At 48.8% G+C, this 22,122-nt stretch carries 19 protein-coding genes; 13 read left to right on the top strand and 6 right to left on the bottom strand.

All coding sequences use genetic code 11. The features are described 5' to 3' along the window. Positions 1 to 77: 77 nt before the first annotated feature. Both AC2A06_RS11870 and AC2A06_RS11865 read left to right on the top strand, forming a co-directional pair. Positions 78 to 836, top strand: coding sequence for a hypothetical protein (locus AC2A06_RS11870; protein ID WP_484380404.1), 759 nt, complete (start codon positions 78 to 80; stop codon positions 834 to 836). A 185-nt stretch (positions 837 to 1,021) separates the two neighbouring features. Then, positions 1,022 to 1,369: a YgiW/YdeI family stress tolerance OB fold protein gene (locus AC2A06_RS11865; RefSeq protein ID WP_484380403.1), complete on the top strand. Its 348-nt coding sequence runs from the start codon at positions 1,022 to 1,024 to the stop codon at positions 1,367 to 1,369. A 281-nt stretch (positions 1,370 to 1,650) separates the two neighbouring features. Here the strand turns inward: AC2A06_RS11865 and mlc are convergent, their stop codons facing one another. After that, positions 1,651 to 2,868: a sugar metabolism global transcriptional regulator Mlc gene (gene mlc, locus AC2A06_RS11860; protein ID WP_484380402.1), complete on the bottom strand. Its 1,218-nt coding sequence runs from the start codon at positions 2,866 to 2,868 to the stop codon at positions 1,651 to 1,653. A gap of 316 nt (positions 2,869 to 3,184) precedes the next feature. On the opposite strand from mlc, the gene AC2A06_RS11855 reads away from it, so the two are divergent. The 3 genes from AC2A06_RS11855 (at position 3,185) to tus (ending at position 6,573) form a co-directional block, all read left to right on the top strand. Beyond that, on the top strand, positions 3,185 to 4,480 hold the full coding sequence (locus AC2A06_RS11855; protein ID WP_484380401.1) for an MFS transporter: 1,296 nt from the start codon (positions 3,185 to 3,187) through the stop codon (positions 4,478 to 4,480). Between the two features lie 50 nt (positions 4,481 to 4,530). Further along, positions 4,531 to 5,457: a fumarylacetoacetate hydrolase family protein gene (locus tag AC2A06_RS11850; protein WP_484380400.1), complete on the top strand. Its 927-nt coding sequence runs from the start codon at positions 4,531 to 4,533 to the stop codon at positions 5,455 to 5,457. Positions 5,458 to 5,655: 198 nt separating this feature from the next. Then, the gene (gene tus / locus AC2A06_RS11845) at positions 5,656 to 6,573 is read left to right on the top strand and encodes a DNA replication terminus site-binding protein (RefSeq protein WP_484380464.1); all 918 of its coding nucleotides are present in this window, start codon (positions 5,656 to 5,658) and stop codon (positions 6,571 to 6,573) included. 39 nt (positions 6,574 to 6,612) lie between these two features. Here the strand turns inward: tus and AC2A06_RS11840 are convergent, their stop codons facing one another. Beyond that, on the bottom strand, positions 6,613 to 7,314 hold the full coding sequence (locus AC2A06_RS11840; RefSeq protein ID WP_484380399.1) for a helix-turn-helix transcriptional regulator: 702 nt from the start codon (positions 7,312 to 7,314) through the stop codon (positions 6,613 to 6,615). Between the two features lie 285 nt (positions 7,315 to 7,599). Between AC2A06_RS11840 and manA the strand changes: the two genes are divergently transcribed. Together manA and AC2A06_RS11830 are read left to right on the top strand one after the other, a co-directional pair. After that, positions 7,600 to 8,778: a mannose-6-phosphate isomerase gene (gene manA, locus AC2A06_RS11835; protein ID WP_484380398.1), complete on the top strand. Its 1,179-nt coding sequence runs from the start codon at positions 7,600 to 7,602 to the stop codon at positions 8,776 to 8,778. A gap of 154 nt (positions 8,779 to 8,932) precedes the next feature. Beyond that, complete coding sequence (locus AC2A06_RS11830; protein ID WP_484380397.1) at positions 8,933 to 10,414, top strand: YdgA family protein; 1,482 nt, start codon at positions 8,933 to 8,935, stop codon at positions 10,412 to 10,414. A 152-nt stretch (positions 10,415 to 10,566) separates the two neighbouring features. Here AC2A06_RS11830 and AC2A06_RS11825 read toward each other — a convergent pair whose 3' ends face one another. Further along, positions 10,567 to 11,598 carry a Mal regulon transcriptional regulator MalI gene (locus AC2A06_RS11825; protein ID WP_037386059.1) on the bottom strand — a complete coding sequence of 344 codons (1,032 nt, stop codon included), beginning with the start codon at positions 11,596 to 11,598 and terminating at the stop codon, positions 10,567 to 10,569. Positions 11,599 to 11,824: 226 nt separating this feature from the next. Between AC2A06_RS11825 and malX the strand changes: the two genes are divergently transcribed. After that, positions 11,825 to 13,408, top strand: coding sequence for a maltose/glucose-specific PTS transporter subunit IIBC (gene malX / locus AC2A06_RS11820; RefSeq protein ID WP_484380396.1), 1,584 nt, complete (start codon positions 11,825 to 11,827; stop codon positions 13,406 to 13,408). Between the two features lie 45 nt (positions 13,409 to 13,453). Beyond that, a complete protein-coding gene (locus tag AC2A06_RS11815; RefSeq protein WP_484380395.1) occupies positions 13,454 to 14,635 on the top strand; it encodes a MalY/PatB family protein in 1,182 nt (393 codons plus the stop codon). A gap of 173 nt (positions 14,636 to 14,808) precedes the next feature. Here the strand turns inward: AC2A06_RS11815 and AC2A06_RS11810 are convergent, their stop codons facing one another. From AC2A06_RS11810 to AC2A06_RS11800, 3 genes are all read right to left on the bottom strand, one after another. Beyond that, a complete protein-coding gene (locus AC2A06_RS11810; RefSeq protein WP_484380394.1) occupies positions 14,809 to 15,126 on the bottom strand; it encodes an NIPSNAP family protein in 318 nt (105 codons plus the stop codon). 31 nt (positions 15,127 to 15,157) lie between these two features. Then, positions 15,158 to 16,156 carry a bile acid:sodium symporter family protein gene (locus AC2A06_RS11805; protein WP_484380393.1) on the bottom strand — a complete coding sequence of 333 codons (999 nt, stop codon included), beginning with the start codon at positions 16,154 to 16,156 and terminating at the stop codon, positions 15,158 to 15,160. A 168-nt stretch (positions 16,157 to 16,324) separates the two neighbouring features. Further along, complete coding sequence (locus AC2A06_RS11800; RefSeq protein ID WP_484380392.1) at positions 16,325 to 17,365, bottom strand: oxidoreductase; 1,041 nt, start codon at positions 17,363 to 17,365, stop codon at positions 16,325 to 16,327. Between the two features lie 222 nt (positions 17,366 to 17,587). On the opposite strand from AC2A06_RS11800, the gene AC2A06_RS11795 reads away from it, so the two are divergent. The 4 genes from AC2A06_RS11795 to rsxC all read left to right on the top strand — a co-directional run. After that, positions 17,588 to 19,000, top strand: a complete 1,413-nt coding sequence (locus AC2A06_RS11795; RefSeq protein WP_484380391.1) for a glycoside hydrolase family 1 protein — start codon at positions 17,588 to 17,590, stop codon at positions 18,998 to 19,000. Between the two features lie 186 nt (positions 19,001 to 19,186). Further along, positions 19,187 to 19,768, top strand: coding sequence for an electron transport complex subunit RsxA (gene rsxA / locus AC2A06_RS11790; RefSeq protein ID WP_484380390.1), 582 nt, complete (start codon positions 19,187 to 19,189; stop codon positions 19,766 to 19,768). Next, positions 19,768 to 20,343 carry an electron transport complex subunit RsxB gene (rsxB, locus tag AC2A06_RS11785; protein WP_484380389.1) on the top strand — a complete coding sequence of 192 codons (576 nt, stop codon included), beginning with the start codon at positions 19,768 to 19,770 and terminating at the stop codon, positions 20,341 to 20,343. Before rsxA ends, rsxB begins: the two co-directional genes overlap by 1 nt. Next, on the top strand, positions 20,336 to 22,122 hold a 1,787-nt coding region (rsxC, locus tag AC2A06_RS11780), incomplete at its 3' end, for an electron transport complex subunit RsxC (RefSeq protein WP_484380388.1). The genes rsxB and rsxC, both read left to right, overlap by 8 nt.

Genomic DNA, 22,122 nt, shown 5'->3' with positions numbered 1-22,122 from the left:
ATAAATGGGTGCACTCAAAAATGATATCATCCTGTGATTTTATATTTGTCATCAGCCAGAGACTGCAACGAATGAACATGAGATTAAATCTGTCTATTCTCCTGACAACAGCAATAATGTTATTCCCTGCTCTATCGCCAGCGAATATGCGAGCCCCCCATTTAATCTGGCAACCCCCTTCGTTTTCTCTGAGTTCGCCGCAGAGCAACAAATTCACGGTAAAAAGAGAAAAGTTAAATATTGATTGTGACTACGAAAACTGTCAGGTTCAGGCTGTTTACGAGATCACTTCTGATATTCAAGCTGATGTTGCATTTGTTTTTGTGATGCCTGCAAATACGCCTGTTAGCGCAAGGGTGAATGGAACGCTGCAGCCTGCGACGGTTACGCTTGATGAAATAAATGCATGGAAATTACGCGATAGCGATACTCGAGAATATCCGTTATATAAGGCGGCTTTTACTGGGCAGGTCTCCATAGGCAAAAATACAATCAATATTAAATACAATCAACCGTTAACATTACTAGAGCGTGATTATGGTTACTTTACTGACAGTCGCTCTATTGAGCAATTTTCCTACCAGCTCGGGCCATTAAAAGAGTGGCCGCTTGCTGATGATTTTTCCCTTGATGTGACATTATCCAGCCTGCGTAAACGACCAGAACGTGATGGTGGTTGGAGTATATTGAAGTCTCGTACTATTGATTGTATGCAGCCTGAACAGAAAATAGAAAAAGATAGTGATCATCTGAATTTGAGTGTTAAATTCGGCAAAAAATTCCCAGATACGCTGATTTGTAAAATTGGGGATAGTGATTTATTAGAGGAAAAATAAGAGGCGCTAATACACAGTGACACTGGAGCCGCCGGGAATTTTTACCCTGACTTAAACCCTTACAATGCCAATTAGTCATTACAGTGAAATTTTTGAGACTCAACAGGCGCTTTCTTTGCCAATTTGACAATAGCTTGACATCATCAATACTTAAGGCTCTACAAAAATGCAAAGAGGAACACAATATGAAGAAAGTTTTATCTATCATTATGTTATTAGGTACTCTTTTTGCGGTTAATGCTTCAGCCAATTTCACAGGGCCTAGCGTAACTGGCCAAACCAGTACTGTACAGCAAGCCATGAGTGCACGGGTAGGAAGTTATATTACTCTGACTGGTTATATTGTTGCACACCAACGTGAGGACTATTTTACTTTCCGTGATGACTCTGGAACTTTGCGCGTCGAGATAGAAAGTTCCGTTTGGCGCGGTCGTGACGTAAGCCCACAAACCCGAGTTCGATTGATGGGTGAAGTTGATACTGGCGCTGCAGGACGTTATTTGTGGGTAAAATCATTGGATGTAGTCAACTAGAAACCGCCTGAGTGGATTAAGGGCCAATGTGACAAAAACTTACACTAAACATTGGCCTTCCCATAAACTTCCCGACCCTTTGTTTTTAATCCTTCCAAAGCGTGGCTCATAAAACCAAGATCATCAAACCAAGAACTTGGTGGCCCCACTATTGTCCTTAATTCCTGCTAGTGCTTTCACTTTCTGTTGCAGCGATAAAGGTCTTTGATAACAGCTGATTATAATAGTGGATAGAAAGTGAGCGGGATTTGCCCCTCTGCAATTGGCAAAGTGATGTAATATTACCCTTGTAATAATTTGATCAGTAATGAACCATTATACAACGCCTCTTTCACCAGTGCTGCTCCAGGCATGGTGCCCTGGTTAAAAAACAGCGTGGATTCAACCTTCAAATGTTCACTATAAGCGGGTAAAGATTGTTGGCGGATGCAGGAGATGATAGCAGGATAGAGAATCTCAGCCGCGCGGTTTAACGGTGAGCCAACCAGAATCTTTTCTGGGTTAAATAAGTTGACCATAATCGCCACGATACGCCCGACACTATGCCCTACACCCAGAATAATATCCTTGGCCAATTGGTCACCCGCTAGCGCTGCATCGCACAGCGATTCTACCGTGAGTTCCATACCTTGAAGTATTGATGAGTGTGCACCTGCCAAGCGCTGTTGAGCAATTTCCAGCATATTATCGATACTGGCTACGGTTTCCAGGCAACCATGGTTACCGCAGTAACAACGTTTACCGTAAGGATCAACCTGCGTATGCCCAATCTCTACCACACTACGGCTACCGGCATGCAACACTCGCCCATTGGTGATCACTCCAGCACCCACGTTATGGTCAATCACCACCTGAATGACGTTCTGGGTACCACGAGAGGCCCCGAACAACGCCTCTGCCATGGTCCAAGCACAAATATCATGTTGCAGATAAACCGGCAGGCCGGTGCGTTTTTCAAGTGCGGGCCCCAATGCCATCTCATCGACTTGATAAAACGGCATACGATGAACCACCCCGGCAGCGGCATCAATCATACCGGGAAGCGTAATGGCGATGGCAGTTAAACGTTCGAGTTTATTTTGGTGACGAATAAAGAAGCTGTCGATTTCGTCGACAATATGTTGCAGTAGCGATTCCGATTGCTCAGCTTTCAGTGGCAACAACTCCTCCACCACCATTTTGCTACTGAGATCGCGCAGCGCTAAGGTAATAGTGCCGAGGCTGATACGCACAGAAAGATAATGCCAAGCGTCGGTATCTAGCACTAATCCGATAGCCGGGCGGCCACGACTCCCTACTTCCTGATATTCGGTCTCTTTGACCAGGTGAGCTTCCAGCAACTCACGTACAATCTTGGTAATACTGGCAGGTGCAAGCTGTGCCAACTTGGACAACTCGATTCGCGAAATCGCCCCCCGTTGATCGATCAACCGATAAACGGCGCCAGCATTTATTTGTTTGATTTGATCAATATGTCCAGGTTGCCCATCCATAATCACAAACCTGCCCCCGCTATTTTTCGCGCTTCTAAATAAAGACTAAGGGCTATGGTGGGGCTTTTGGTATACAGCGTCAACTATTACTCCTTGATTCGTTATGCGATTAACAGCACAAATTGCATGTTATCACGGCAAAAAAATTTCACTTACGCGCAGGGATCAATTTGATTAGACAAAAAACGGCCTATTCAATACTATTTTGTAAATCAGAATCTGTTTTTTATACCCGAATTAGTTCAAGTTGCAGGTCGTGTGGCGACCGAGTAAAGCGATATCTTGCCACCCGAATGATCACCGAACTCGGTAAGGAAATGCTGTGATTACCCCTCCGCGTGCTGCGGCTAGTTTGCCGTTAACGCCACCTGAAAGTGACAACGTAGCAACAGTGTCTGACAGTAAATGTTCAACACCGAATAAACTGCCTTATATTGAACGGGGAACGCCACAGTTTATGCTCGTCACCTTGGCGCTGTTCTCTGCGGGTCTGGCAACCTTTGCGTTACTGTATTGCGTGCAACCTATCCTGCCGGTGCTTTCGCAAGATTTTGGGGTTACCCCAGCGGAAAGTAGCCTTTCTCTCTCATTGTCTACAGGCTTGTTAGCTGTTGGCCTGCTGTTTACCGGGCCGTTATCGGATGCGATTGGCCGTAAATCGGTCATGGTGATAGCCCTGTTTCTGGCCGCTATCTTCACCTTAATCTGCGCTTTTATGACCAGTTGGCACGGTATTTTATTGATGCGAGCACTGATTGGGCTTTCATTAAGCGGAGTGGCGGCGGTAGGCATGACCTACTTGAGCGAAGAGATCCATCCTGGGGTTGTCGCCTTTTCCATGGGATTGTTTATCAGCGGTAACTCTATTGGGGGTATGAGCGGACGGTTGATTACCGGGGTACTTAGCGACTTTTTCTCCTGGCGCATCGCACTGGCGGTAATTGGGCTTACCGCCCTGGTGTTAGCAACACTGTTCTGGCGTATTCTGCCGGCTTCCAAACATTTCCGCGCGACATCGTTACGACCCCGTACCCTACTGGTTAATTTTAAATTGCACTTACATGACCAAGGGTTGCCACTGCTGTTTGCTGCAGGTTTTTTGTTGATGGGGAGCTTTGTAACCCTGTTTAACTATATTGGTTATCGCCTGCTGGATGATCCTTACCATCTCAGCCAGGCCGTGGTTGGCTTTTTGTCGGTGGTTTACCTTATTGGCTCATACAGTTCACCTAAGGCGGGAGCATTAACCTCTCGCTTTGGGCGCGGACCGGTGTTGCTAGCGTCTATTTTGATTATGCTGATGGGCGTAATCATTACTGCCTTCTCCCCCATCGTACTGGTATTTATCGGCATGCTGCTGTTTACCGCTGGCTTTTTCGCTGCTCATTCGGTGGCGAGTAGCTGGATTGGTCGTAGAGCGCGTCGAGCCAAAGGACAAGCCTCGTCGCTATATTTATTCAGTTTTTACGTTGGCTCAAGTATTGCCGGTACCCTGGGCGGTGTATTCTGGCACAGTTTTGGCTGGTTAGGTGTGGTCACTTTTATCAGTCTGATGTTATTCCTCAGCATATTGGTTGCCTATTATCTGAACAAACTGCCGGAAGCTGCGCGTATTTAACCCCACCCCCTGGCCTTAGGGTTATGGGGGCTTATCTTTCAGGTGTAGATATGGATTGTGTAAAGAGATCTTCTGATGTTAGTGAGCTTGGTCTTCGTCTCACCAATCTTAGGTGTAACGGTGGATTCGCTGTCGGGGCAGAAATTGACGGTAAAATCGTCAACATAACCCAAGCTGGAGCGATATTTGGCCTGCCTGCACCATCAGATATTGACGATTTACTGCAGAATCAGCGTGCGGCGGATGTCAGGGCGATTGTCGAGCGTATTCGATCCTCTGCGGATCATGCGGCAATTGAAGTGACCGAGGTTGATTTCGCCCCACTGGTGACTCGTCCAGGCAAGATCATCTGCGTGGGGTTCAACTATCGCTCCCATGCGGCGGAAATTGGTGCTCCGGTGCCCAAAGCCCCGCCACTGTTTAGCAAATTTGCCAACGCGTTGAACAGTAACCAGGGCGTGGTGCACCTCCCGACACATATTGACCATGAATTTGACTACGAAACTGAACTGGTGCTGGTTTTTGCCAAGCGCTGTCATCAGGTAGCGGAAGCCGATGCTTTATCCGTGCTGGCGGGGTATGCCGTAGGTAATGATATTAGCGCTCGCGGGTTGCAGAATATCACCTCGCAGTTTACCGCCGGAAAAACATCGGATGGTTTTGCCCCTATCGGACCGTGGCTGGTCAGCCGAAATTTAGTTCCCAACCCCAATGTACTACGGTTGAAGACCTGGATGAATGGTGAATTACGCCAAGACAGCAGCACTGAGGAGATGATTTTCAATTGCCAGCAACTCATCCATTACGTGACGAGCATTATGACTATCGAACCGGGGGATATTCTATTCACCGGGACGCCGCCTGGGGTGATTTGGGGGCAGAAAGTACCGCGTGAACAACGGCGCTGGCTCAAATCAGGGGATAAGGTGACCTCCTCCATCGAGGGGCTTGGTGAGCTAAACATTAGGTTTTCATGAACATCAGGTTTTCATAAATAGCAGGTTGAGTGAATGGGGCTTAACCGGTAAAGATATCGGGATACCGTTCGCTCAATCCCTCCTTTTTTCCCCTACTCAGCTTGGACCAGGTATTATTTACATGAGGTCACAATAGCGAATGTTAGCGCCTTGATTGTGTTATCTTACAATGTATGTTGTAACTAAAATACGTGAATGATGAATAAATATACACTAATAGGCCGGATGAACAGTTGTTTTAATACGCTAGAACAAGCGTTAATCGAACTGAGCCAACAAATTCAGTCATTACCCTTGTTAGCAGCTCGGGTATTCACCCTACCGCAAATCGAGAAAGGCAAAGAGCATGACAGCATAGAGAAAATCGAGGTTGTGCAAGAGGTTGGTCAGGTGGCGCGGGATTTAGCTCTACAGCAGTATCAGCGGTTGTTTATCCATCATCATCAATCATCGACCAGCAGCAAAGCCGCAGTCCGTCTACCTGGTGTTATTTGCCTGGCTGTTGATGACAACGGTTGCGTGGCGTTACGGCAGCAGATTGCATTGATTAACCAGTTAAAGGCCGAGCTCGAACAGATTATTACTGTCGAGTCTGGGCTGACACCAGAACAACGTTTTGACTTTGTCCATGATCAGCTACACGGATTGATTACCCTCAGCGCCTATCGGGCAATCACCCTACTCACTGACCCAGATTCAGTGCGCTTTGGTTGGGCCAATAAGCACATCATCAAGAATGTGAAGCGTGATGATATCGTTGCCCAATTGGAAAAAAGCTTAAAAGCAGGCCGTGCCGTTCCCCCCTTTAACCGTGAACAATGGGCAGAATTAGTGAGCCGTGAAATCGATGATGTTAGCCGCTTACCACAACAGGCAAGATTAAAAATCAAACGGCCCGTGAAAGTGCAACCCATCGCACGGGTCTGGTATCAGCAACAGCAGAAACAGGTACAACACCCCTGCCCACTGCCGCTGATTGCATTCTGTCAGCAGAAAACACCCAAAATTGGTGCGTTACCCAATTACGATGCTGCAACAGTAAAACACAAATACAAACCGGATGCCGAGCCACTCAGGCTTGTGGTCAAACGTTTGCATTTATATACCGACCAGTAACTGATAATTAAGCGCCTTAGACGCTACTCTGCTTCGCTGTCAATTTTTGCCAGCAGTATGCTCATTACATTCGCGTTCCCGCCATAGCTTCATCAAGGATCTACGCCCTTGCGGATAACGCTGCGAAGACAGTGCAATACGGCTAATGCGGTCAAAACGAAAATGGCGCAGAGAACCTCGCAGTTCACACCACGCCATCAGGATCCTTACCTGTTCGAAATAACCTATAGCAAAGGGCCATAGCGTTCTTTCACTGCTGTTACCGTTGCTATCGCAATACGCCACGGCAATTTTACACTCCTGGTGAATCGCTTTACGCACTGACATCAATAGCTCATCGTCAACATGAGTAATAGAAACAGGGCCTATCAACAAGGTATTGGCATTCAGTTCTTCCCGTAACTCTACAGGTAATACTGAGGCAATCTTGGCCAATGCATCCGTCGCCGCAGAGGCAAGTTGACTATCCCCCCGTTGTTCTACCCAACGCATTCCCAATACCAGCGCTTCAATTTCATGCTGGGAAAACATCAACGGCGGGAGCATAAAGCCAGGCCGCAAGATATAGCCAACCCCCGCCTCCCCGGTGATGTCTGCCCCCTGCTGTTGTAAAGTTGCAATATCACGGTACAAAGTACGCATACTGATTCCCAGCTCCTGCGCCAAACTCTGCCCAGTCACCGGATAACGGTGGCGGCGCAAAATCTGCATCAAGCCAAGCAGACGTTGAGTTCGTGTCATCTCTTCCTTCCATCCTTGTATTGGTTGAATAGCATTAACTAACGCCCCTACAGTCAACAACATGTTCTTAATGACACGACAAATGTGACATCGTCACTTAAATCTATCTAGTTAGATAAATGGATCCCTATCTATCTCAACAAAATTAGTCAAAATGCACAACATTAAATAAGAATCACTCTTATTGACATATTGAGTAATAGACTTTTTTAAATATATCGACTTGCAATACAACCACAGCACATTGTTTACTTAACACAATTTTTTTAAAAGTAGGTATCACTCATGCAAAAAATGACCAATGCAATCCAAAACTATGCTTGGGGTAGTGTTGATGCATTAACTCGCTTGTATGGCATTGCCAATCCTTCGTGTAAACCCATGGCGGAATTGTGGATGGGAGCACACCCGAAGAGCAGCTCTCAACTCGCTGATGCCGCAGGAAATTTCTGTTCATTACGCGCAGTGATTGATAGCGACCCTGCTAAACAGTTGGGAACCGAAGTGGCCCAACGATTTGGCGAATTACCGTTCCTGTTTAAAGTGCTATGTGCCGACCAACCACTGTCGATCCAGGTTCACCCCAGCAAGCGTGCCGCTGAAATAGGCTACGCCAAAGAAAATGCGGCGGGCATCCCTCTTGATGCTGCTGAGCGCAACTATAAAGATCCCAATCACAAACCGGAACTGGTGTTTGCTTTGACGCCATTCCTGGCGATGAATGGCTTTCGTGAACTGGATGATATTGCTTCCCTGCTGCAACCCCTCTCCGCAGCGCATCCTGATATCGCATCATTTTTGCAACAACCGGATATTGCTCATCTGACAACTTTGTTTGCCAGTCTGCTAGCCATGAGTGGCGAGCAAAAAGCACAAGCACTATCAGTACTAAATAGTACGCTGAAAAACCAGCAAGGTGAGCCTTGGGACACCATTCGCTTTATCGCCGCTTTTTATCCAGATGACAGCGGCTTGTTCTCCCCATTGCTGCTCAATGTGGTTAAGCTGGCCCCAGGGGAAGCCATGTTCCTTTATGCAGAAACCCCACATGCTTACCTCAATGGTGTCGCGCTGGAGGTGATGGCCAACTCAGATAACGTTTTGCGTGCCGGGTTGACGCCTAAATTTATCGATATCCCTGAGTTATTGGCTAACCTGCAGTTCCGGCCACAAGCTGCATCCTCGTTATTGACGCAAGCTGAAAGCCATGGCGATGAGTTATTATTCCCGGTTCCGGTTGAAGACTTCGCCTTCTCATTACACCACCTCACGGCGACAGCACAACCGTTAGCGCAACAAAGTGCGGCTATTGTCTTCTGCCTGGAAGGCGAAGCTACATTGGAAAAACAGGAGCAACAGATCATATTGCAGCCAGGTGAATCCTGTTATATTGCTGCCTTTGAATCACCCGTTAACGTCGCCGGTAGCGGCCGTATCGCCCGTGTTTATAATACATTGCAATAATTCAGCTAAACTTTGGCAACTACGCAAGGCAAATTAGTTGCCAAGATGATTTAATTAGCTTCACAATAGCTGTCTTCAGGTGTTTATTGCCTACAGACTCATTTTGCCCAGCCATTTTTTGTATTAGTTGGCCTTAGAAAGGATAAACGGAACTATGAAAAAATCAGTCGTTGCAGTCAGTATCATTGTGGTTCTTGGTGCTGCATGGACCGGGGCCTCTTGGTACACCGGTAAGCTAATTGAACAACGAATGGGTGAAGTGGTCGCTAATGCCAATAACCAATTGAACGATTACCTACCGAAAGCGGGTCTTAAGCTCAGTGCTGAAAACTATCAGCGCGGTATTTTCAGTAGCCAGATGCGCTATGTTCTCCGTACAAATAGCACCAGCGATAATGCATTATTGAAGCCCGGTGATGAAATTGCATTTATCGAAACTATTGACCATGGCCCTTTCCCACTGAGCCAACTGAAAAGACTCCACCTGCTGCCAAGCATGGCTTCGGTTTACACCGAATTGGAAAACACCGCGAAAGTGAAACCTTTGTTTGAGATCACTAAGGGTAAATCGCTGTTTAGCGCTAATTCACGTGTTTCCTATAGTGGTGCTATTAACACCGTTGCTGACGTTATCCCTCTTGAGTTCACCAAAGATAAAGTGTTACTGAAATTCAGTGGTGCACAGATTAATGCGGATATGGGCCGTGATATGAAAACCCTGAAACTGGATGCCAATAGTGACAACCTCACCATTAGCGGGCCCAGTGCGTTGGGGCAAAATGAACAAGTGACCATACAAGGCGTTACACTCAACGTTGATACTCATCTAGGTCAATCTAACATGACTCTCGGTAACCAGAATATGGGCGTCAAGCAGTTTGCAGTGGCCGTTGACGGTAAAACGTTAATGTCAGTGGAAGGCTTCAACCTGGGCAGTAAATTTGATGAACAAGGCTCAAATTTGGCAGGCCAACTCAGTTATACGTTGGATGGGGTAAAAGTTCAGGATATGGACTTTGGTTCTGCTAAGTTGTTACTGAAAGTTGATAATCTGGATGCTAAAGCCCTAAAAGAATTCTCTGAGCAATACAATCAGCAAGCCATGACTTTGTTGAAAGATAGCCAAGAGATAGATCCAGTGGCTTATCAGGAAGAGGCCAGAACGATTCTACTGAAGAATCTGCCACTATTGCTGAAAGGTAACCCAAGCATCGCTATTGCCCCGTTGAGTTGGAAAAACAGTCAAGGTGAAAGCAGCTTTAATTTGAATGTTGCTTTCCAGGATCAGGCACAGTTTGCTACACCAACAGAAGATCCAGAGCAAAAATTCGCCCGTACATTCAAGAAAATTGAAGCCAACCTCTCCATCCCTATGGCAATGGCAATAGAAACCACTACCCAGGCAGCAAAACTGCAAGGTTATAGTGCTGAAGACGCGCAGAAATTTGCACAACAGCAAGTGCAAAGCTTGTCGGCAATGGGGCAGATGTTCAAACTGACGACGGAAAAAGATGGGGTAATCAGCAGCAGCTTCAATTATGCCGACAATCAGATTGAGCTCAATGGCAACAAAATGTCACTGCAAGACCTTTCTCGCCAGCTCGGTGCGTTTGGCGGTAATGATGGGCTAGAGTGAATTAGAGCGCCACATTCTGATCGGCATAATTCACCGGTACCACTATAACAATACATTAAGGGCCCACATTGGGCCCTTAACTGTTTTTGTCGTCAATGCAACTGTCGCGGCTGGCTGTAAGGTTTTTGGGCCTCACTCAATATACAGGTAGATCAAGCGGATCCGCGTTTGATCAATGTGGGTTGCAATATCACGCTTTGTGGTGGTAACTGATCGTTATCAATACGTTGCAACAAACGGCTAGCAGCACTGCGGCCGACATCGCGCGCCGAGTTAGAGATAAACGTCAGCGGCGGTTCCGTTAACTCAGCTTCGGGGACATCCCCAAAACCAATCAATGCCACCTGCTGAGTATAAAAACTGTCTAGGCCTTCGGAACCAATATTACGGCCACTGCGCACAATACCAAAATAAGCCCCCAATGCCACAGAGGCCTTATGACATACCAGCGCACTAATATTCGGGTACTGACTTAATAGGTTTTCGGCGGCTTGCGCCGCTATGCGTTGATGGCAATCGCATTCCACAATCCACTCCGTGCGAAATGGCAAACCATACTGCACCAGCGTGGCACAGAACCCGCCTAAACGTTCAGCCCGGGTCAAAGAATCGCTCTTCCCACCTAAATAGGCAATTTGGCTATGACCGCGCTTGATTAAAAACTCGGTCGCCATCTTGGCCGCCTGCATATTATCTGGCCGCACTACATCTACCCCTTCCAGGCCATTAGATCGTGCAGCGCACACCAGTGGCACCCCCTGCTCTGCCGCTTTTTCTTGCAAGCCGCTCACAGAACGCAGCCCGCCGGCCAAAACCATCCCATCCACACCCTGCTCCAGCAGCGTATCAAAACAGCGCCTTAAGCCCTTACCATCTCGGCCACTCTGCGTCAGAAACAGCACCTTGCCATGAGCTTCCAGCACCTCACTCAAGCCTGCTGTCACCTCAGCATAAAAAGGTTCACTGATATCACGCAGAATCAACCCCACTATGCCTGACGCTCCGCCACGTAATGTCGCCGCCTGACGATTACGGACATAGCCAAGCTGCTCGATGGCCTGATTAACACGCATCATGGTGGCCGGAGAAATACGCCCTTTACCACTCAGGACTAACGAGACGGTGGTAACGGATACCCCAGCCAATTGGGCAACTTCAGTGATAGTGATCTTTTTGATGGTTATAGCCTCTGCCAAGCCATATCGGAGTGCTTCTCTCGCTGACGACAAATGGTATACCGAATTTCTTTACGCAGTAAAACGATTTACTGATATTGCGGCTGAGACAGCAAAAAGATGATTCACATTTGTGATTATTAGCGCATTTTTAGTAGGTAAAACCTTTTATCTTATTTTTTACCTAATAGAGCACGCACATTGTTGCGTATTTTTTTGCCAGGAGTTATCGGTTATGCCCGCACCCAAAAAACAAAAAATTACGCTTTGGGAGTTCTTCCAGAGCCTGGGCAAGACATTCATGTTGCCCGTCGCACTGCTTTCCTTCTGCGGCATCATGCTGGGGATCGGCAGTTCCCTCAGTAGCCGAGATGTTATTACCCTGCTCCCGGCGCTCAACCATCCGGCGTTCCAGTTACTGTTCACCTGGATGAGCAAAATCGGTTCTTTTGCCTTTAGCTTCCTGCCGGTGATGTTTGCTATCGCCATTCCATTGGGTATGGCGCGTGAAAACAAAGGCGTTGCCGCCTTCTCTGGCTTTGTTGGTTTTGCCGTGCTTAACCTGGCAACCAACTTCTATCTGACTACCGCCGGGATTCTACCGACCACTGACCCACTGATACTGAAAGCCAACAATATCCAGAATATTTTAGGTATCCAATCCATCGATACCGGGATCTTGGGGGCGGTGATCGTCGGTGTCATCGTTTATCTGTTGCATGAACGTTTTAATACCATCCGCCTGCCTGATGCACTGGCATTTTTCGGTGGTACCCGGTTTGTGCCTATCGTTACCACCGTGGTGTTGGGCCTTTGTGGGCTGGCGATCCCATTAATTTGGCCATGGTTTGCCATGGGAATCAACGGGCTGGGGAATATGATCAACAGTGCAGGGGCGTTTGGCCCGATGATCTTTGGCTCCGGTGAACGTCTACTGCTGCCATTTGGCTTGCACCATATTCTGGTGGCACTGATCCGCTTTACCGAAGCGGGGGGAACGCTGGAAGTCTGTGGCCGTGAAGTGAGTGGCGCGTTGACCATTTTCCAGGCACAACTCTCTTGTCCAACCACTCATGGCTTTGCCGAGAGCGCCACTCGCTTCCTGTCACAAGGTAAAATGCCGGCCTTCCTTGGTGGACTGCCAGGGGCTGCTTTAGCCATGTATCACTGTGCAAAACCAGAGAACCGTCATAAAATCAAAGGATTATTAATTTCCGGCGTCGTTGCTTGTGTCGTGGGTGGCACCACAGAGCCAATCGAATTCCTGTTCCTGTTTGTTGCACCATTCCTCTATTTGATCCACGCAGTGTTGACTGGCCTCGGTTTCACCGTGATGGCGCTGCTCGGGGTGACTATTGGTAATACCGATGGCAATATCATTGACTTTGTGGTGTTTGGTATTCTGCATGGTACTGCCACCAAGTGGTATTGGGTGCCAGTTGTGGCCGCCATCTGGTTCGTTATGTACTACGCTATTTTCCGCTTCGCCATCCAGCGTTTTAATATTAAAACACCGGGCCGTGATAATGACACCAGTGCGTCACAGACGGTATCAACGGGCAACGTCGGTAAGTCCGGTTATAATGTGCCCGCTATCCTGCTGGCTCTCGGCGGTAAAGAGAATATTATCTCCTTGGACAACTGTATCACCCGGTTGCGTTTGTCGGTTAACGATATGAGCAAAGTGGATGACTCGCTACTCAAAGCCAACCGTGCCATTGGTGTGGTTCATCTCAATGATCACAATCTGCAAGTGGTGATCGGCCCACAAGTACAATCCGTGAAAGATGAATTAGACTATTTGATGACTAGCGCATAATTTCTTTCAGGCGCAGCATTGCTGCGCCGTTGCCCGGAGTTTTACATGTTTGATTTTTCCACCCCGGTTGATCGCCATGGTACTTGGTGCACCCAGTGGGACTATGTTGCTGACCGTTTTGGCAGCGCCGATCTGCTCCCATTTACTATCTCCGATATGGACTTCGCCACCGCCCCTTGCATTCTTCAAGCCCTGCAACAACGCCTGCAACATGGTGTGCTGGGCTATAGCCGTTGGCAGCATGAAGACTTTCTCGGTGCCATCAGGCACTGGTACCAACAGCGTTTTCATTGCGCAATTGATACTCATCTAGCGGTGTATGGCCCATCGGTGATTTACATGGTGGCGCAGTTGGTACGCATCTGGTCGGCACCAGGTGAGTTTGTGGTTACCCATACCCCGGCTTATGATGGGTTCTATAAAGTGGTGGCAGGCAATCAGCGTCAAATACTCCCTTGCCCATTGCACAAAGTGGGTAATGATTGGCACTGTGATATGGCCCAGTTGGAAGCCCTACTGGCGTTACCACAAACCCGGATCTTGCTGCTGTGCAGCCCACACAACCCTACCGGCAAAGTTTGGACCCAGCAGGAGTTGGCGCAGATGGCGACACTCTGTGAACGCTATAAGGTCAAGGTGATCAGTGACGAGATCCATATGGATATGGTTTGGAACGGACAGCAACATATCCCATGGAGCCAGGTTGCCACCCCCCCTTGGGCATTACTGACTTCAGCTTCTAAGGCGTTCAATATTCCGGCTCTCACCGGGGCTTATGGCTTGATCAGTGATGATTACACCCGTGAAAGCTATACCCGTGCACTGAAAAACCGTGATGCTATCTCATCACCAGCGGTGATGGCACTTATCGCCCATATTGCCGCCTATCGTCATGGTGAGCCTTGGCTAGATGCACTGCGCGATTATCTGCAAGCAAATCTGGCTTATGTCGCCGAGCGCCTTAATCTGGCCTTTCCACAGCTTAACTGGCAACCACCGCAGGCCACTTATTTGGCATGGATAGATTTGCGTCCACTGGCGATTGATGACCAACAGTTGCAACAGGTTCTGATTGAGCGCGAGAAAGTGGCCATTATGCCGGGCTTTACCTATGGCGAAGAGGGGCGCGGTTTTGTGCGCCTGAATGTCGGTTGCCCACGCAGCAAAGTAGCGGCGGGTGTAGATAAATTGATTAATGCCTTGAATTTTCTGTTAGCCAGCAGCTAAAAACATCGTCAACTTACTACTGAACTCCTCGCCCGCATTTCAATTAGGGCGAGGGTTTACCACAGTTTTTTGCTGACACGCTATCTCATCCGGTTAGGTGACTCAGCTAAACAATCAGCTAAATAAAAGGGATAGTTGCCGAGATGCCTTCGTGATGATTAATCGACCTTAAATCAGCGAATCAATCCTGAATGATAAGGCAATACCACTCGATGACTTTCCTCAATCAATGACACAATCTCTGTTCGCGGCCCTTCTCGCCAGGCTTGGCTGTGATAGAAATCATGCAGTACCTGCTCCATTTCCTCCATGCCATCAAACAAACGAATCAAATAGTAGGCATCGGCGGCATGCAATGAAATACCATACTCAAGCACAGTAATGCCTGATGTTAAATGCAATGGCACACTGTTATGTTGCATTATATGGTGAAAGCGTTCTCCACTTCCCACCCGTAATCGGTACTGTAAAATCTCGATCACTTTGCCCATAGAGGCTCCTTCGGTTGAATGCGCTGACAAGTTATTTCCCTACCTCTGCGTCTGCCTGCTGCTGCGCCGTCTTGCGCGCATAACGTTGCGCCAGTACCGCGCACACCATTAACTGTATCTGGTGGAAGATCATTAAGGGTAATACCATAGCTCCAACGGCAGATGCCGAGAACAGGACATTGGCCATCGGAATACCATTGGCCAGACTCTTTTTCGAACCACAAAACACGATGGTGATCTCATCGGCGGTATTAAAACCGAGCCAGCGCGCAATATAAGTGTTGAAAATCAGTACCACCGTTAGCAGCAGCATTGACATAATCACAATCATCAGCAATGACCAGCCATCAATACGCTGCCAGATCCCTTCAACGACTGCGGCACTAAACGCGGTGTACACCACCAGCAAGATTGATGAGCGGTCAGTGAGATTAATTAATTTACGATGCCGCTCAACCCACTTGGCAATCAGTGGTCGCGACAGGTGGCCGATAATAAAGGGCACCATCAGCTGCAAAATAATGGCGCCAATGGCCTGCCAGATATCCGTTCCTTCCCCTTGGGCATGCATTAGCGCCCCCACCAGCAACGGTGAAAGAAACACGCCCAAAAGACTAGAGGCAGACGCACTACAAATCGCCGCCGCCACATTTCCCCCGGCAACAGAGGTAAATGCTATCGCCGATTGAACCGTGGCAGGCAAGGCACATAAATAGAGAAAGCCGAGATAAACCGTCGGGGAAAGATAATCTGGCACCAAGAATTCCATACTCAGCCCCAGCAACGGAAATAGCGCAAAAGTACTGAACAACACCAGTAGGTGTAACCGCCAATGGCTGATCCCGGCAATAACTGCGGCACGGGAAAGTTTTGCCCCATGCATAAAGAACAACAAAGCGATAGCGGCAGTAGTGAGATGCTCAAAGAACGTTTTCCAAGCCCCCTGGCAAGGAAACAGTGAAGCAAGAATCACCACTATAATCAGAACCAGCAAAAATCTATCGATACGTAGGCGCTGCAACCAGGACATTTAACACCCTACCTTGAAATTAATGGCCTATCCCATGGGTTCGGACCGCTGGATGATCGGTTATCATAAAAGCTACCTATACCCTCAATACACTTAAGCAGCGTACATAAAAAAGGGTTCAAACCGAACCCTTTGATAAGCTGATTATTATATAACTTATACTGCCACTTAAACTATCGGCAGTGTTTTTTGCTGCCGGGCAGAGTCAATACCCAGTTCAATCAGCTCCATCACTTTGATCGCTTCATTCGCCGTTACCGGGTTAACCCCCTCACCGTTGATGGCATCACGCACCGCAGCATAATAGGCAGGATAGTTACCCGGAATGGTCAGTAAAGGTTTCTCTGTTAACACCCCATCAAGTGACAACGTCACCACACCATCACGCATATCATAACCCCAATCTGCTTGTGGCAAGCGTTCACCGGCTTTCAACCGATCTTCTTGTGGGTCGAGTCCAAATTTAACAAAACTGCCTTGAATGCCATGGACCACATAGCGCGGGCTTTCTGCCGCCGCCAGCATGCTACTGTGCAGCACCACACGGCGATTGGCATAAGTTAGCACTGCATGGAAGTAATCCACTGATTGTGCACCGGGGCGCAACTCCCCAAGGTCAACAAACAGCGTTTGCGGCGTGCCAAACAGTTGCAGCGTCTGGTCAATTAAGTGTGGAGCCAGATCGTACCATAACCCACTGCCCGGCCCGCCTTGCTCGCGCCAACGCTGGCGAACTTCTGGCCGAAAGCGATCAAAATGAGATTCAAAGTAGACCACTTCCCCGAGCGAGCCCTCTTTTAGCAATGCTTTCAAGGTCAGAAAATCACTGTCCCAACGGCGATTATGAAACACCGAAAGTAGTAGCCCGCACTGTTCTGCTTGCTGCTGTAACTGTTGCGCTTGTGACAACGTCACCGTAAACGGTTTATCCACCACCACATGTTTACCGGCGGCCATCGCCTGCTGTGCCAACGGGAAATGGGTCTCATTCGGGGTCGGAATAACAATCAGATCAATCGTGGGATCATTAAACAATACCTGCGGATCACTCACCACTTTCATGGTGGGCCAATCCGCATGAACTTTACCGGCATCACTACTAGAAACCGCGGTCAACTCCATCCCAGGGGTTGCAACAATCAATGGGGCATGGAAAGTCTTACTGGCATAGCCATAACCGACCAGGCCAACATGGATTTTTTCGGTCATTTTGAGTCCTCATAACAGAACAATGCTATCGCTAAGTGTATATCAGTTGCCGATAAGCAACGGCGCCATTAAACCTGCATAATCCTCTACTGACTGTAATTTGAATAGCACTCATTATTTAAAAAATTGAAACCGGTTTCAGAAACCGGTTGTAATCCTCAGCGCATCCCCCCTAAACTAGACTCAATTTTTATTATCCAACGAGATGTGGAGTAAGAGGTTATGACTGCTTTTCCAAAATCCTTCCTTTGGGGTGCCGCTAGCGCAGCGTATCAAGTTGAAGGGGCCTACAACAGCGATGGCAAGGGCCTATCTATCTGGGATACCTTTTCCCACCTGCCTGGCACCACCTATCAGGGCACCAATGGTGATGTCGCTGTCGATCACTATCATCGTTTCCGTGAAGATGTGGCCTTGATGGCAGAAATGGGCTTGCAGAGCTATCGCTTTTCTATCTCCTGGCCACGTCTGTTGCCACAAGGACGGGGCGAGATCAATGAAGCGGGCGTCAAGTTCTACAGTGACCTGATTGATGCCCTGCTGGAACATAACATTGAGCCGATGATTACGCTTTATCACTGGGATTTACCGCAAGCATTACAAGATGAAGGTGGCTGGGAAGCACGCAGTACCGCAGAGGCGTTTGAAGAGTATGCCCGCCTGTGTTACGAGCGTTATGGCAAGCGCGTCAAACTCTGGTCAACCTTCAATGAAACCGTATGCTTTATCGGCTTTGGTTATATTACCGGCGGGCATCCACCGGGTGTAAAAAACCCCGCACGAGCGATACAAGCCTGCCATCATGTTTTTGTCGCGCACGCCAAAGCCGTCGCCGCCTTTCGCACCAGTGGCATTGAAGGCCAAATCGGCTTCGTTAATGTACTGCAGACCCATACGCCACTCAGCCAATCGGCAGATGACCTTGCCGCCTATCAACTGGCCGAAGGGATCTTTACCCATTGGTTCTATGATCCGGTGCTGAAAGGTGAATACCCGGCAGAACTGCTGGCTCAAGCTCAAACCATATGGGGAGTGCCGCTGTTTGCCCCTGGTGATGAACAACTATTACGTGACAATATTTGCGACTTTATTGGCTTGAACTACTACAAGCGTGAAACCATTGCCGCCAATCATCAGGACTCACACCTGAGTATGAATACCACCGGTGAAAAAGGCAGTGGTCACCAGCAAGGCAACGAATTTGGCTTTAAAGGGCTATTCAAGTTCGTCCGCAACCCTCACGGCGTGTATACCGATTGGGACTGGGAGATTTACCCACAGGGCCTGACCGAAGGCATTATGAACATCAAGGCACGCTATGGTGATATCCCACTCTACATTACCGAGAATGGCCTGGGTGCCAAAGACCCTATTATCAACGGTGAAGTGGTGGATGATGCGCGTATCGATTATCTGAACCAGCATATCAGCGCGGTTGAAGATGCCATCAAACAAGGGGCTGATGTTCGCGGTTACTACCCATGGTCATTTATCGATCTACTGAGTTGGCTCAATGGCTTCCAGAAGCAATACGGCTTTGTTTATGTCGACCATAACAAGGGGCTGTCTCGCCAACGCAAGAAGAGCTTCTTCTGGTATCAGCAGTTAATCGCCAGCAATGGTGCTGAGCGTTAATCCCTTTCCGGCGACGTTTGCTGTCACCTGAACTTGGCAGCGTCGCCGTCTATCGGCTCATTTAACTTAATTAACCGCACTATTTTCAGCAAAACCGACAAAAAGAGCCATAACCCTACAATTCAAGTGTTGTTGTTACGCCGCCAATTTCCGATAATAGGCGGCTTTTATTTTTTAGGCATCGCAATGACCGAATACCTGCTCCTGTTCGTTGGCACCGTGCTAGTGAATAATTTTGTCCTGGTGAAATTTCTGGGGCTGTGTCCTTTTATGGGTGTTTCCAGCAAGCTGGAAAGTGCCATAGGCATGGGCATGGCGACGACTTTCGTCATGACACTGGCCTCTATCTCTGCCTGGTTGATTAACAGTTTGATCCTGATCCCGCTGGATCTGGTGTATCTGCGCACCCTATCCTTCATTTTGGTGATCGCGGTGGTGGTGCAATTTACTGAGATGATGGTGAGAAAAACCAGCCCGGCACTGTATCGTCTGCTGGGGATTTTCCTGCCGTTGATCACCACCAACTGCGCGGTGCTGGGTGTCGCTTTGCTGAACGTTAACCTGGGTTATAATTTTCTGCAGTCTGCCGTCTATGGCTTTAGTGCCGCCGCCGGTTTCTCCTTGGTGATGGTGCTGTTTGCTGCTATTCGTGAGCGTTTGGCGGTTGCTGATGTCCCCGCCCCCTTCCGCGGTTCGTCTATTGCGCTGATCACTGCCGGGCTGATGTCCTTGGCCTTTATGGGCTTTACCGGATTGGTGAAATTCTGATGAGCGCGTTATGGATTGCGATTATCGCATTAAGCCTGTTAGGGCTGCTATTTGGCGTGGTGCTGGGTTTTGCTTCACACCGGTTTGCAGTGGCAGAGGATCCCCTTGCCGAACAGGTCGATGAGATTCTGCCGCAAAGTCAGTGTGGTCAATGTGGTTATCCTGGTTGCCGCCCCTATGCCGAAGCGGTGGCCAATGGCGAGATGATCAACAAATGTGCGCCTGGTGGTGAGGCAGTGATGCTCAAACTGGCTGAATTGCTCAATATTGACCCGCAACCCCTTGATGGCGGCGAGGCGGTGGCCGTACCAATCCGCACCGTGGCTTTTATTGATGAAGCCAACTGCATTGGTTGCACCAAATGTATCCAAGCCTGCCCGGTAGATGCCATTGTAGGGGCAACCCGGGCGATGCATACCGTGATCGCCGACCTTTGTACTGGCTGCGATTTGTGCGTTGCCCCCTGTCCGACGGATTGTATTGAAATGATACCGGTCACCACCACTACCGCCACCTGGAAATGGGATATGAAAACCATTCCACTGCGCGTGATCCCCGTGGAGCCACATGTTTAATCTGTTTAGCCGCGCGAAAAAAGGAAAGATTTGGGATTTCACTGGGGGGATTCATCCACCCGAAATGAAAAGCCAATCGAATAGTGTGCCTCTTCGTACGGTGCCTCTACCTGATATTTTTATCGTCCCATTGCAGCAACACCTGGGGCCTGAAGGTGAGCTACGGGTTAAAATCGGTGATTCGGTATTAAAAGGCCAGCCTCTGACCTTCGGACATGGGCGAACACTGCCGGTACATGCCCCGACATCAGGGATGATCCGCGCTATTGAGCCCCATATCACTGCTCACCCTTCTGGCTTGCCTGAACTCTGTGTCATTCTGCAACCTGATGGTGAAGATCGCTGGTGCCCACTGTCACCAATCGCCGATTACCATCAATGGGATGCCGATGAGCTAATCCAACGTATCCACCAGGCCGGAATAGCTGGCTTGGGTGGAGCGGGTTTCCCCACCGCCAGTAAACTGCAGGGCGGTGCGGATAAAGTGGAAACACTGATCCTCAACGCTGCTGAATGTGAGCCCTATATCACCGCCGATGATCGCCTGATGCAAGAGCACGCCGATCAAATCATTGAAGGCACGCAAATTTTACGCCACCTACTGCAACCCAAGGTGACGTTGATCGGTATTGAAGACAATAAACCACAAGCTATTGCGGCATTAAAAAAAGCCCTTGGTCAACAGCGTGATATTACCTTGCAGGTAATTCCCACCAAGTACCCTTCCGGTGGTGCCAAGCAGCTAACCAAGATCCTGACGGGTAAAGAAGTCCCCCATGGTAAGCACTCCTCGGCCATTGGCGTGCTGATGCAAAATGTCGGCACCGCCTTTGCCATTAAGCGTGCCATTATAGACGGTGAACCACTGATTGAGCGTGTGGTGACATTAACTGGCGAAGCCATGAGTCAACCGGGCAATGTCTGGGCACGCATTGGCACGCCTGTACAGCACCTGCTGAATATTGGCGGCTATCAACCGCAACCTCGGCAAAGCGTTATTATGGGCGGGCCACTAATGGGCTTTACCCTACCGCAACTTAACGTGCCGATTGTGAAAATCAGTAACTGTATCCTGGCACCTACGGCCAACGAGATGGCACCACAAGAAGCGGAGCAATCTTGTATCCGTTGTGCCTTGTGTGTTGATGCCTGCCCAGCCGGTTTGTTACCACAGCAACTCTACTGGTTTAGCCGTGGTGAAGAACATGAGAAAGCGCGTAATCATCATCTGTTTGACTGTATTGAATGTGGTGCCTGTGCTTATGTTTGCCCCAGCAATATTCCGCTGGTGCAGTATTACCGCCAGGAAAAGGCTGAGATCAGAGCCTTGGATCAGGAAGCAGTACGAACTGCTGCTGCCAAAGCCCGTTATGAAGCCAAACAAACCCGTTTAGCGCGGGAAAAAGTGGCACGGGAAACACGCCATCAGCAAGCAGCAGCAAAATCGAATAGCAGTGACCAAGCAAAGGTTCAGGCAGCCCTGGCTCGAGTTCAAGCTAAACATGTCGGGGATACTCCGATTATCATCACTGGCGGTGAACCTGACAATAGTACCGCTATTGCCGGCCGTGCAGCGCTTAAGGCGCAAATACGCGCACGTAAAGCCGAGCAGCTCCCTGATACCAACCAGGCTGACACGCCCGCTGATGATCCGCGCCAGGCAGCTATTGCCGCCGCATTGGCAAGGGCTAAAGCCAAGAAAGCTGAGCCACAAGCAGAGCAGCCAGAAAGCACGGAAGCGGAAGCTCAACCAGACCCGCGCAAAGCAGCTATCGCGGC

The sequence above is a fragment of the Serratia sp. HNCC26DJ244 genome (assembly GCF_057180565.1).
The sequence above is the reverse complement of the archived record's forward strand: the minus strand, read 5'-3'. Positions and strand labels throughout refer to the sequence as shown.